Origin of the sequence: Synechocystis sp. FACHB-383 (assembly GCF_014698605.1) — a bacterium.
Classification (GTDB): Bacteria; Cyanobacteriota; Cyanobacteriia; order Cyanobacteriales; family Microcystaceae; genus Synechocystis; species Synechocystis salina.
In genome coordinates this window covers 125,079-137,724 of the sequence record NZ_JACJTJ010000010.1, presented here as the reverse complement: position 1 = coordinate 137,724, position 12,646 = coordinate 125,079, and the positions used below count along the sequence as shown (strand labels likewise).

Genomic DNA, 12,646 nt, shown 5'->3' with positions numbered 1-12,646 from the left:
CTAGGGAAAATGGGAAGATTTTCTCGACTATTGTAGTCAGTGGTGCCAAGATTTACATCCAAACCATGTCTTGATCCCAGGAATTGATCTGTCCCATTAAAAAAGTATGGAATTAACAATCGGCTGGCTTTATCCCAAACTCATGAGTACCTACGGCGATCGGGGCAATGTCATTTGCATCCAACGTCGTTGTCAATGGCGGGATATCCCGGTGAAAATTCTTCCCCTGGAACAAACTAGCGATGCGGCACTATTTCTCCAAGCCGACGTAATTGTGGGGGGTGGGGCCCAGGATCGCCAACAGGAAATTGTCATGCGGGATTTGCAGGGCGCTAAGGCAGAGGCCCTAAAAAATCAGTTAGACGGCGGCATTCCCGGAGTCTTCACCTGTGGTTCTCCCCAACTGCTGGGGCATTATTATGAACCCGCCCTGGGGAAACGCATTCAGGGTTTGGGACTGCTGGATATGGTCAGTAAACATCCAGGACCAGAAGCGAAACGGTGCATTGGTAACGTGGTGTTTGAAATTACCGCTGAACCCCTCCGTCAGGAATTACAGGCCATGACCGGGGAAATTCCCATTGTGATCGGCTTTGAAAACCACGGTGGCCGTACCTACCTCCAAACGGTTGCTCCCCTGGGTAAAGTTAAAACCGGCTATGGCAACAACGGCGAAGATGGTTTTGAAGGGGCATTCCACCAAAAGGCGATCGCCACCTACTCCCATGGCCCCCTGCTGCCGAAAAATCCCTTTTTAGCTGATTGGTTGATCCGCACAGCCCTGGAGAAAAAGTATCAAAAGCAAGTACAGTTAACGCCTCTGGAAGACCGCCTGGCCCAGCAAGCCCGCGCCGCCATGCTCAAACGGCTAGAATAGGAGCAATTTGATTACGAAACGTAACAAGCCCTCACCACTGGCTAGAGATTATGACGGACGCTCGACCACGGATTTGTATTTTAGGGGGAGGTTTTGGCGGACTTTATACCGCCCTGCGCCTCAGTCAACTGCCCTGGGAGGGCCACACCCCACCGGAAATTGTCCTCGTCGACCAACGGGATCGGTTTTTGTTTGCTCCTTTTCTCTACGAATTGGTGACGGAGGAAATGCAAACTTGGGAAATTGCTCCCCCTTTTGTGGAACTGTTGGCGGAATCAGGGGTAGTTTTTCGCCAGGCAGAAGTGACGGCCATTGATTTTGACCACCAGAAGGTGCTGTTAAATGACCAGGACAGGGGTTCGGAAAATTTAGCGTTTGATCAGTTAGTCATTGCCCTGGGGGGTCAAACTCCTTTACCCAATCTACCGGGGCTGAAGGATTATGGTTTGGGATTTCGCACCTTGGAAGATGCCTATAAACTCAAGCAAAAGTTAAAACTATTAGAACAATCCGATACCGAAAAAATCCGAGTGGCCATTGTCGGTGGGGGCTACAGTGGAGTGGAATTGGCAGCCAAACTCGGCGATCGCCTGGGGGAAAGAGGACGCATCCGCATTATTGAACGGGGCCAAGAAATTTTAGCCATGTCCCCAGAATTCAATCGTCAACAGGCCCAGGCCAGTCTCTCCGCCAAGGGCATTTGGCTAGATACGGAAACCACCGTCACCGCCATCACCGCCACCGATGTCACCCTCCAGTTCCGGGAACAGGAAGATGTAATTCCAGTAGATTTGGTGCTTTGGACTGTGGGCACCACCGTTTCCCCCCTCATCCGTAATTTAGCCCTGCCCCATAACGACCAAGGTCAGCTTAAGACCAATGCCCAACTGCAGGTGGAAGGAAAAACTAACATTTTTGCCTTGGGGGACGGGGCCGAAGGTCGGGATGCCAACGGTCAATTAATCCCTACCACGGCCCAGGGGGCATTCCAACAGGCAGACTATTGTGCTTGGAACATTTGGGCTAACTTAACCGGACGTCCTCTCCTGCCCTGTCGTTATCAACCCCTAGGGGAAATGCTGGCCCTGGGCACCGATGGCGCTGTGTTGAGCGGTTTAGGCATTAAATTAAGTGGTCCGGCCGCTTTATTGGCCCGCCGGTTGGTCTATCTCTACCGTTTTCCCACTTGGCAGCATCAATTAACAGTGGGCTTGAATTGGCTTACCCGTCCCCTGGGGGATTGGCTCAAAAATGAACCTTCCTGAGAGGAATGTCGTCTAAAAAAACTGCCTTCCCCGGCGATCGCCTCAATGGTAGCTGGGGGGGAAAGACCTGGTTGGGCCCCGAAAGGCTCTACTTGCTTGCTTTGGGAACTGTATTGCGGTTACTATCTCCCAAGACTATACGCCATACCGTTTTGATTAATGTTCCCGTTGGCGGCGGCCCCTAACAATCCGCTGAATGACTTGTTACCACCCCAATGCTCTGGATGGGTCATCTGGGGGAAGACAAAAGGTCTGTTCAGCGGTTCATTGAGTTGAGAAGTCCCTATGTCAAGATTGCCTGGTTTTGCTCTTACCTTTCTATCGGTCTTGTTAACCAGTCTGCCAGCCATGGCGGGGCAGTTAGTTAACTGGAATTTCAATGCTTCCCAAAATCGGTTCACTTTCTACACCAATTCCCGGGTACAACCCACCGCCCAACTGATCCCCAATCCCACGCGCATTGTGGTGGATTTACCCGGCACCACCTTGAGTGGCCCGACCGTGCGCCAAGCCGGATCTGGCAGGGTGAGGGAAATTCGTATTGGGGAGCCGGATAGTTTCACCACCAGGGTAGTAATAGAACTGGAAGCAGGCTACACCGTTGATCCCCAACAGGTTAAAGTCCGGGGCATCACCCCGACCCAGTGGGTGGTGGAATTACCTACTCCCGAACTGGCCCCCGCGAGCAACAACAATGCCCCTGCCCCCAATCCCGACGGCTCTTCTCTGCCTAGTCAGAATTTAACTGCAGCCAACTCCCCCCGCGCCGGTCAGCAGGACTTACAGGTCACCGGCAATGGGCTGTTTGTCCGTTTGGATAAAAACGGTGACAACAGTAATATTCGTATCCAACCCAATGCGCGCCAATCCACAGTTAACTTTGAACTCACTGGGGCGGTACTACCAGAAAGTTTGGTGGGGCAGTCTTTGCCTGTGGGGGAATACGGAGTTGAAGAGATTAAGTTTTCCGACAATCCCAATAATCCCCGCCTTTCCCTGGCCCTAGCGGACAGTGGCGGAGGCTGGAATGCCTACTATAGCCGGGTGGGGGGAGGCGTAGTTCTGCTCCCAAAGCAGATTAACCGGTCCGGGGGTTCTAACCAAGCTCCTGGATCGGCGGCCGTTTCGGTCAGTAATAACACCTCTAATTCTTCCCCTTCTTCCCCCAGTTCTTCTGGTAATAGAATCCCCAACAATCGCCTCGTGAGTCAGGCTTCCAACCGTAATCTCGCCAATATCACCGCCATTGAGGTGACCAGGGATGATAGCCAACTGATCATCCGTGGCGATCGCCAGATTAGTGCTAGGGGGAATTTCAATCGTTTAACCGGTAACTACGAAATTCGTTTAGACCGGGCCCAACTTTCCCCCCAGTTCCAAAGTCCAGAGTTGGTCACGGGGGGCCCCATTTATCAGCTCAATATTCGCCAGGAAACCACCGATTCAGTTTTAATTCTGGTTCAGCCCAACACTGGTCGTCGTTTTGGTCGTCTGTTTCGTTCTGGGGGCAATCTTTATGCCTTGGAATTAATCCCCGATGCCACCGCCAGCCGGCCGTCGGGGAATTTATCCGCTAGTTCTTCCCCGAGGGGTACCGGTGGAGATCAAGTCTCCATTGCTGTTCAGCCGCCCCCAGCCAATGCGAGCCCTAGTTTTCCCCCGGAGTGGAGCAGTCCCCCCGCAGGCAATTTACCCTCCATTCCCAGGGGCAGTCGTTTAGTGGTGGTGGATCCTGGCCATGGCGGCAAAGATCCCGGGGCGATCGGCATCAGGGGAGTGCAAGAAAAGGACGTAGTGCTATCCGTTTCCCGGTATGTACAGCAATATTTGGAACAACAGGGAGTCCGGGTGTTGATGACTCGCACGGGGGATTATTTCATTAGTCTCCAAGGCCGCACCGACATGGCTAACCGGGCTGGGGCTGATTTATTTGTTAGTATCCACGCCAATTCCATGGGCATGGGGCGTCCCGATGTTAATGGCTTTGAGATTTACTACCACGGCAATGCAGGCCTATCCCAAGCCATCCACCGCAATGTGGTTAACTCCCTAAATGTCCGAGATCGCCGGGTGCGCCAGGCTCGATTCTACGTTTTGCGTAATTCCCGCATGCCCTCCACCCTAGTGGAAATGGGCTTTGTCACCGGCAATGAAGACAATTACAAACTGACTAATCCTGCTTTTCAACAACAGATGGCCCAGGCGATCGCCAAGGGAGTTTTGGAGTATCTGCAACAAAGATAAGTCTTGTCCGTCCATAGAATTCAAATTCAGAGAAACTTGACTTGTATGAAGGATATGGTAACTAAAACCTATTTACTTCATCTATTATTCGTGTTTCAATGACAAGCATCTTTCCTTAATTAACAGGTATAGTCCCATATAAAATGCGTGAGCCCCAGCGTAGCCGAATTGGCGTTTTTGATAGTGGTGTGGGTGGGTTAACCGTTCTACGTGAGCTGTATCGACAATTACCTAAAGAATCAATTCTTTATTTTGGCGATACCGCACGGCTACCTTACGGCAACAGATCCCCGCAAGTTATCCTCCAATATGTCCGGGAAATCCTTACTTGGATGGCAGAGGAGGAAGTGAAAATGGTAATCATGGCCTGCAACACCAGTTCTGCTTTGGCCCTGGAAACCGTACAACAAGAATTTAATATGCCAATTTTGGGGGTTATCCTCCCTGGGGCCCGGGCGGCAGTGCGTCAAGGTCGGCGCATCGGTGTTATTTCCACCCCGGCTACGGCGGCCAGCAACGCCTATCGCCATGCTATCCACGAAGTCAACCCCGATGCCTTAGTTTGGCAGATGGGATGTCCAGAATTTGTCCCCCTAATTGAGCAAAACCGCCTCCATGACCCCTACACCCTAGAGGTGGCCAAGGGTTATCTACAACCCCTCTTAGATGCGGACATTGACACCCTGGTATTTGGTTGCACCCATTACCGTCATTTAACCCCCGTCTTCCAGCAAATTTTGCCTTCCCATATTCGTCTAGTGGATCCAGCCAGCCATGTGGTCAAGGCGGCCCGGCAAGAGTTGGAAGTGATGGGACTACGGAATTCAGAAATGTCCATTGCCACCCGTTTCACTGTCAGTGGTTGCCCCCAACAGTTTGCGGAGCTTTCCCAACAGTGGTTGGGCTTTACCCCCATGGTGGAAAAAATTTCCTTGCCCTGCTTGAGTTCAATCTACCCCCAACCTTTGGAAATACGGGAGTAGAATGCTAGTCAGATTCTGGCATTCCTTCTTGCCTGATGGCTCGGAATTCCTGAACTAATAACTCCAATAACAGCGATCGCCATGCTCAATTTTTTCGGGAGGCGATCGTTTTTCGTTGGGGGCCAAAGGTCATCAATAATCGTTACAATTCTTAATAGTCCGCCCCGGGTAATGGCTATCTCCTGTCCTGGAATCCCATTAGTTTTACTATGACCAGTCTCTTAACTTCCCCCCGTCAAGATCAAGTTGTTGCTGAGTCCTTGCCTGCTGGGGGCTTGGACCAAAACAAATTTGACTGTCGGGCAGTGTGGTATCCCCTGGCCTATGAAGAGGATTTGGACCGACGTAGGCCAACGCGCTTTACCCTGTTGGGGGAAGATTTGGTGATTTGGTGGGATGAAAGTGCCCAACAATGGCGGGTTTACGCCGATCAATGTCCCCATCGCTTAGCCCCTTTATCGGAAGGCCGCATTAATGAAGCCGGACAGTTGGAATGTCCCTACCACGGTTGGACTTTTGCCGGGTCAGGTCAATGTCAAGCCATTCCCCAACAGTATGCCGACGGCCGAGCCCACACTAGTAAACGGGCTTGTGTCCGTGCCCTCCCCACTAGAGTGGCCCAGGGTTTATTGTTTGCTTTTCCCGGAGCTGTGGAGCTAGCGGAGAAAGTTGCCCTGCCATTAGTGGATGTATTGGAGGAAGACCAATCGGAGTGGGTTTGTCTCAATACTTTTCGGGATTTGCCCTACGATGCCTTTACCCTAATGGAAAATGTGTTGGATTCCAGCCATATTCCCTACACCCACCATAAAACCGTGGGCAAACGCAGTAATGTTAGTCCAGTGGATTTGGAAATTGTCCACGGCGATCGCCAGGGCTTTACCGGTGTTTGGGAAGAGGGGCCTAGAAAAGGGACTTTGGGTAAACAAACCACCACTTTCATTGCCCCGGGATTGATGTGGCACGATTTAACTTCAAAGCAATTTGGCCGGACTTTAACGGTGGTTTATGCCACTCCCATACGCCCAGGGGAATGCCGTTTATTTGCCCGTTTTCCTTTCAAATTCCCCAGTAAGTTGCCCCGCTTAGCGATTGGTTTAACCCCTCGTTGGTACTCCCATTTAGGACAGAACCGGGTGCTAGAAGATGACCAAATTTTTCTCCATTTCCAAGAAAGATTTGTGCAGAGCAAAGGGGGATCGCCAAACTACGAAAAAGCTTGTTACCTGCCCACTAAGGCCGATCTATTTGTGGCTGAATTTCATCGTTGGATTGAACAGTATCAAGTTCAACCCTTTGGGGAAAGTTCTTTGCCCGATCGCCAATCGGTAGAGCAATTGATGGACCGTTACCATTCCCACACCAAACATTGTCATAGTTGCCGCAACGCCCTTGCTAACATTGAAAAAATTCAAACCGGGAGCCTGGCGATCGCCATTGCCTGTCTAGTGGGTTTGCCGATGGTTTGTTTAAGTTTTACCCCTAATTTTGCCCTGGGATTGGGTTTAACAATACTGACTGGTTTAGGTTTTAGTCTCTGGGCTGGGCTAGGCAAATTTAAACAATCTTTTTACCGAGGCAATCCCATTCCGCCGAGAAATATGCCTGACAAAAGTTAATCCTTTTTGTCCGTTATGAAAAAAACATTGTCATTGACTATTGGCCCTGGTTCTTTTGTCGAAACCAAGGCTACTGGACTGGAGCTGGAGTCAGGGTTTGCCCAATAATAATCGGAATCTTTGTAACAACCATTACTGGTAAGCCCCAGGGAAATGATTACCATTAACAAATCGTAATATTTTTGCCGTTGCTATGAATGCCTCCACCTCTCCCCGTCGTCCCCATGTGGTTATTGTCGGGGGCGGCTTTGCCGGTCTTTACACTGCAAAAAATTTACGGCGATCGCCAGTAGATATCACCCTAATTGACAAGCGAAACTTCCATCTGTTTCAACCCTTGTTGTATCAGGTGGCCACCGGCAGTCTTTCCCCGGCGGACATTGCTTCCCCGTTGCGGGGGGTGCTGAAGGGCCAAAAAAATATTCGCGTGTTGATGGATAAAGCCATCGACATTGACCCAGATAAACAAAAAGTGGTACTGAAAGACCATGCCCCCATCCCCTACGACTGGCTAGTGGTGGCCACTGGGGTAAGTCATCATTACTTTGGCAATGACCATTGGGCTGCCCTGGCACCGGGGTTAAAAACTATTGAAGATGCTTTGACCATGCGCCAACGGATTTTTGCGGCCTTTGAAGCAGCGGAAAAGGAAAGTAACCCAGAAAAGCAACAGGCTTGGTTAACCTTTGTCATTGTCGGGGCCGGGCCCACCGGGGTGGAATTGGCCGGGGCGATCGCCGAAATTGCCCACAGTTCCCTCAAGGATAATTTCCATCGCATTGACACTAGGCAGGCAAAAATTTTGCTGATTGAAGGGGTTGATCGGGTACTGCCCCCCTACAAGCCCCAACTGTCAGCCCGGGCCCAACGGGATTTGGAAGACTTGGGGGTAACGGTGTTAACCGAAAGAATGGTGACGGACATTAACCCGGAGCAGGTGACAGTACATAACAATGGCCAGAGTGAAACCATTGTGGCAAAAACAGTGCTCTGGGCCGCTGGAGTACGGGCTTCCGGCCTCGGTAAAATCATTGGCGATCGCACTGGGGCCGAGTTGGACCGGGCCGGCCGGGTGGTGGTCAACCCTGATTTGAGTGTGGCCAGTTTTGACAATATTTTTGTGCTGGGGGATTTAGCTAATTATTCCCACCAAGGCGATCAACCCCTGCCCGGTGTGGCCCCCGTTGCCATGCAGGAAGCGGCCTATCTAGCCAAGCTCATTGGCGATCGTCTACAGCATCGGGAGACTGCCCCTTTTCGTTACCTGGATTACGGTAGTTTGGCTGTGATTGGTCAAAATAAGGCGGTGGTTGACCTTGGTTTTGCCCAATTTACTGGCTTGGTAGCTTGGATGATCTGGGTTTGGGCCCACGTTTACTACCTGATTGAATTCGACAACAAGCTAATTGTCATGTTGCAGTGGGGCTGGAATTATTTCACCAGAGGCCGGGGAGCCCGCCTCATCACTGATACCCCCAATCCCCAGAACACCTCCACTGTGCCAAAGGAATTAGTCCGCCCCTAGGAGCCAATTCGGTAAACCCCACCATAGCTTGATCAGACAATGCCTTAAACTGTGGAGAATAAGGCTATGGGCCCGAGCCTGGGAAAATAATGTTACACCTCGCCCAAATTACCATTGACCAGTAGGAAAATTGCCATCAACTAATGGTTTTGGCCAGTTGCCAGAATCATCAGTGTTGGCAAAGGAGCAACTTTACCCTGCCCCTGGGCAACCCAGGCCATTGGACTGAAGGGTCTTTAGTGTTGGTTCAAACCGATGCCGACCAGCAGGTAGAACAAATTCGGGATGGACTGGACTGGCTACTGGAAATTTTGGAAATTGTCCCCACTGCCAATGGTTTTACCCCGGATCAAGCTCTTTCTTCTTTGGTAAAACAGGAAAAGAGGAGGGTAGAGGCCTGGCGTCAGGAAATGGCCGCCAAAAATTTAGATTTGACCAAGCGGCAAATTGAACTAGAAACCCAACGGCAACAATTAAAAGAGTTGGAATTAAAACTGCAAGAGCAGGTGGCGACCTAATGGTTCCGCTTCTCTGCCCCAAATACGACCTTTTTTGGCCCCATCGGGAAGACCTGCCCCATTTTGCCCAGTTAGACCAGCAGTGTTTGGGAGGAATGTGGACCCTAGGAGGTTATGAGCGGGAATGGGATAGCGATAACAGCGTTCTGCGGGGAATTCGTTTAGCAACTGGGGGAGACTTGGTGGCCATGGGGGCTTTTTGGCAAATTTTAGAGGAAGCCCACATCACCTTGTTGGCCGTAGCCCAGGCCCATCGGCGGCAGGGATTGGGAAAAATCCTGCTCCAGTCCCTTTTGGCCACAGCGGCACACCGACAGTTGGAACGGGCTACTTTGGAAGTGAGGGCATCCAACCACGTAGCCATGGACCTCTACCATCAATTTGGCTTTCAGTTGGCGGGACGTCGCAAGAGTTACTATCCCGATGGAGAAGATGCTCTAATTCTCTGGAAAAACCATTTGAGCCCCCCTGCCTAGTAACAAACCAGGGAAAACGGCACAATGGGGGAGCAGTTGATTTTGTTGCCCATGTCTGACCAGTCTGACCACCCCCTAATTTTGCTGTGGCACCGTCGGGATTTACGTCTCCATGACCATTTAGCTTTGGCCAAGGCCCGGCAAAAAACAGCCAGAATTGTCGGTGTCTTTTGTCTGGATAACAAAATTCTGCAAGCTAAGGCTATGGCTCCGGCCCGAGTTGCTTACCTACTCGGTTGCCTACAGTCTTTACATGACCATTACCAACGTCTCGGTAGTCAACTGCTGATTTTTCACGCAGATCCGGTGCAGTTGTTGCCCAAATTGGCCAATACCTTGGGAGCCCACAGTGTTACTTGGACCTTGGATACGGAACCCTACGCCCAACAGCGGGATTTAGCAGTGGCCCAAGCCCTAAGGGAACGGGGTTTGGCGATCGCCACGGAATGGGATCAACTCATGCATCATCCGGGGGAAGTGCTCACCCAAGCAGGTAGCCCCTACACGGTTTACACTCCCTTTTGGAAAAATTGGCGTCAGTTACCCAAAGCAAGTCCGGTGTCCACGCCCAAGGATCTACAGGGTTTAAGTGCGGCAGAACAGGAAAAATTAGACCCCTTGGGCCCCCAGGCCATACCCCAGTTAACGGATTTGGGTTTTAGCTGGGACCAACCCCTCCCATTAGCGCCAGGGGAAGAGGCGGCCGAGGAAAGATTGGCCTGGTTTGTGGCCAATGTCCTAGAGGAATATCAACAAACCCGCAACTTCCCTGCCCTCGATGGCACTTCCCAACTGAGCGCCGCCCTTAAATTTGGTGTTATTTCCCCCAGAACCCTCTGGCAAGCCACCCTAGAAGCTTGGGACCAAAGTCGCAGTGAGGAAGCCCGGGCCAGCATTGAAACTTGGCAACAGGAACTAGCTTGGAGGGAATTTTATCAACATTGCCTTTACAGCTTTCCCGCCTTAGCCCAGGGGCCCTATAGATCGCCGTTTCAGGAATTTCCCTGGGAGGAAAACCAAGACCATTTCCAAGCTTGGTGCGCCGGGGAGACCGGTTACCCTATCATCGATGCGGCCATGGCCCAGTTAAACCAAACGGGCTGGATGCATAACCGCTGCCGGATGATTGTGGCCAGTTTTTTAACCAAGGATTTGATTCTCAATTGGCAATGGGGGGAATTGTATTTTATGCAGACCCTGTATGACGGTGACCTCGCGGCCAACAATGGGGGTTGGCAATGGAGTGCTTCTAGTGGCATGGACCCCAAACCCCTGCGGATTTTTAACCCCTATACCCAAGCCCAAAAATTTGACCCGGAGGGGGAATATATCCGCACTTGGTTACCCCCATTGGCATCCTTCGACACAGGGGATCTGTTAACCGGCAAACTTTCCCCCATTGAAAGGCGAGCTGTTAACTATCCAGACCCCATAGTGGACCACAATCAGCAACAACGGGAATTTAAACGGCGTTATCAATTGGTCAAATAGTCCATAGCCCCCCATTATTGTTGACTGCCCATGCCCCGGCGACCCTGGCGACTATTACGACGTTCCTGCATTAATTCAGAGAACTTTTGCCGTTGTTCCGGGGTTAACACCTGACGACTTTCTAGCATGCTGTTGAAGCGCAGTTCTCCCAGTTGTTGACGCAAGTTGGCTACTTGACTATGTTTGGCTCGAATTTCGCTGTCACTGCCATTACCGGCCATCAGGGTGCGCAGCTCGTTTTGGCTAGTGCGTAATTGTTCAGATAGGGATTGCATTTGCCCCTGATACTTTTGACGAATAGCTTCCAGTTGCTGTTTTTGGCTATCAGTCAAATTTAGGGATTGCATCCATTGGCCTTGGCCTCCCTTTTTGTTGCCCCAGCCCCATTGGCTGATCGATTGCTCGGTTTCGTCGCCACTTTGCCAATGTAAATCTAAATTTTGGTTTTGGGCCATGGCGGGGACAGCGGTCATAGTACAGGCTAAGCCGGTTAACAGACTAGCAATAATAATCTTTTTCATGGTGATCAAGTTCTTTGAAAAATTGAGTGAAGAGGTAAAAATGGCAAAAAATAGTCCTACTCCCCTGGGGAATCGGTCAGTAACCACCATTCCTGGTTAGGGTTATCCATGGCTCCTAAGCCGTTAACGCTGTCGGGATAGATGGCCCCAGACCAACTTTCCTGGAGAAAAGCTTCTAGTTCGGCCATGTCCGGTTCCCGGGCCGTTTGCATCGGCGATCGCCAACCGAAAAGTCCTGCCCCCACTAGGCCGACGAGTAGAACTCCTCCCCCCAGCCATTGCCAAGAAAAACCAGGAACGAAGGAACGACGGGGACATTGCTTAATCCGTTGCAAAATTTGGTTTTCCAATTCCAGTGATGGGGCGGGAATCCCAGGGCGATGGGCCTGCAAAAAATGCTTTAGTTTACCCTCCTGGTCGGCGTTAAAAGAATTAAAAGACATCTTGAACTCCCTGTTGTTGCAAGAATTCCCGCATGGCTCGCCGGGCATAGAATAAACGGGATTTGATGGTGCCCCCAGGCAAATTGAGTACCTCCGCAATGGTCTTTTGAGGCAAGTCCTCCAGATCGTGGAGCACCAACACAGTGCGATGCTCAAAACTGAGGGTAGCCAAGCCCTGTTGCACTAAATCCTGGTAGTGGAGTTGCAACAGATCGGGGCTGTCCTCTGGCCGAGACAATTGCAGGGAGATTTCCCCTTCATTGTCAGCTAAGGCAGAACTTGGTTGATGAATCCGTTGGCGCGATCGCCCTAATTGTTTGCGGGCATCCTGGGCCACGTTCCAGGTGATGCGATAAAGCCAGGTGGCAAAAAAATTGTGATTGCGGAGTTTGGGCAATCCTTTCCACACCTTGAAAAATACCTCCTGAACTAGGTCATCGAGTTGATGCTGTCCACAAAGTTGATAAAGGGTGGAACGGACTTTAGCTTGGTACCGACGATAAAGTTGACGAAAGGCCTCGGCATCACCCTGCTGACTTTGCTGGATAATGCTAGCTTCATTTTCCCCCACCGCTGGATTGACTAAGGGCTTAACCAACAAAACCTACCTCTTTGGCGGTTACGGGGGTTTAGACCGAAGGGGTTAGCCCAAGGTTCAAAGGGAAGGCTAAATTTTCTTGCGGC

General features: G+C 51.1%; 13 protein-coding genes. 10 read left to right on the top strand and 3 right to left on the bottom strand.

Annotated elements, in window-relative coordinates; all coding sequences use genetic code 11:
- The first annotated feature begins 106 nt into the window (after positions 1 to 106).
- The 10 genes from H6G45_RS01470 to H6G45_RS01425 all read left to right on the top strand — a co-directional run bounded on the left by H6G45_RS01470 (position 107) and on the right by H6G45_RS01425 (position 10,998).
- Positions 107 to 877, top strand: coding sequence for a type 1 glutamine amidotransferase (locus H6G45_RS01470; protein ID WP_190595900.1), 771 nt, complete (start codon positions 107 to 109; stop codon positions 875 to 877).
- Positions 878 to 927: 50 nt separating this feature from the next.
- Positions 928 to 2,142: an NAD(P)/FAD-dependent oxidoreductase gene (locus tag H6G45_RS01465; RefSeq protein WP_190595898.1), complete on the top strand. Its 1,215-nt coding sequence runs from the start codon at positions 928 to 930 to the stop codon at positions 2,140 to 2,142.
- Positions 2,143 to 2,147: 5 nt separating this feature from the next.
- Entirely contained in the window at positions 2,148 to 2,327 is a 180-nt protein-coding gene (locus tag H6G45_RS01460) for a hypothetical protein (protein ID WP_190595896.1), read from the top strand.
- Positions 2,328 to 2,427: 100 nt separating this feature from the next.
- The gene (locus tag H6G45_RS01455; RefSeq protein WP_190595894.1) at positions 2,428 to 4,386 is read left to right on the top strand and encodes an N-acetylmuramoyl-L-alanine amidase; all 1,959 of its coding nucleotides are present in this window, start codon (positions 2,428 to 2,430) and stop codon (positions 4,384 to 4,386) included.
- Between the two features lie 143 nt (positions 4,387 to 4,529).
- Positions 4,530 to 5,369: a glutamate racemase gene (gene murI, locus H6G45_RS01450; protein WP_190595892.1), complete on the top strand. Its 840-nt coding sequence runs from the start codon at positions 4,530 to 4,532 to the stop codon at positions 5,367 to 5,369.
- 209 nt (positions 5,370 to 5,578) lie between these two features.
- Positions 5,579 to 6,988: a Rieske 2Fe-2S domain-containing protein gene (locus H6G45_RS01445; RefSeq protein ID WP_190595890.1), complete on the top strand. Its 1,410-nt coding sequence runs from the start codon at positions 5,579 to 5,581 to the stop codon at positions 6,986 to 6,988.
- Between the two features lie 193 nt (positions 6,989 to 7,181).
- Positions 7,182 to 8,513, top strand: a complete 1,332-nt coding sequence (locus H6G45_RS01440) for an NAD(P)/FAD-dependent oxidoreductase (RefSeq protein ID WP_190595888.1) — start codon at positions 7,182 to 7,184, stop codon at positions 8,511 to 8,513.
- 143 nt (positions 8,514 to 8,656) lie between these two features.
- The gene (locus H6G45_RS01435) at positions 8,657 to 9,031 is read left to right on the top strand and encodes a hypothetical protein (protein ID WP_242017994.1); all 375 of its coding nucleotides are present in this window, start codon (positions 8,657 to 8,659) and stop codon (positions 9,029 to 9,031) included.
- Positions 9,031 to 9,507 (top strand): ribosomal protein S18-alanine N-acetyltransferase, encoded by a 477-nt coding sequence (rimI, locus tag H6G45_RS01430; RefSeq protein WP_190595886.1) that lies wholly within the window; start codon positions 9,031 to 9,033, stop codon positions 9,505 to 9,507. The genes H6G45_RS01435 and rimI overlap by 1 nt, the downstream gene beginning before the upstream one ends.
- Before the next feature lie 24 nt (positions 9,508 to 9,531).
- Positions 9,532 to 10,998: an FAD-binding domain-containing protein gene (locus tag H6G45_RS01425; RefSeq protein WP_190595884.1), complete on the top strand. Its 1,467-nt coding sequence runs from the start codon at positions 9,532 to 9,534 to the stop codon at positions 10,996 to 10,998.
- A gap of 14 nt (positions 10,999 to 11,012) precedes the next feature.
- Here H6G45_RS01425 and H6G45_RS01420 read toward each other — a convergent pair whose 3' ends face one another.
- Genes H6G45_RS01420 through H6G45_RS01410 form a run of 3 tightly spaced genes read right to left on the bottom strand, consistent with a single transcriptional unit; the run spans position 11,013 to position 12,512 of the window.
- Positions 11,013 to 11,519 (bottom strand): Spy/CpxP family protein refolding chaperone, encoded by a 507-nt coding sequence (locus H6G45_RS01420; RefSeq protein WP_242017993.1) that lies wholly within the window; start codon positions 11,517 to 11,519, stop codon positions 11,013 to 11,015.
- Positions 11,520 to 11,575: 56 nt separating this feature from the next.
- Positions 11,576 to 11,962, bottom strand: a complete 387-nt coding sequence (locus H6G45_RS01415; protein WP_242017992.1) for a hypothetical protein — start codon at positions 11,960 to 11,962, stop codon at positions 11,576 to 11,578.
- Positions 11,952 to 12,512: a sigma-70 family RNA polymerase sigma factor gene (locus tag H6G45_RS01410; protein ID WP_249214047.1), complete on the bottom strand. Its 561-nt coding sequence runs from the start codon at positions 12,510 to 12,512 to the stop codon at positions 11,952 to 11,954. Before H6G45_RS01410 ends, H6G45_RS01415 begins: the two co-directional genes overlap by 11 nt.
- Between the last annotated feature and the right edge of the window lie 134 nt (positions 12,513 to 12,646).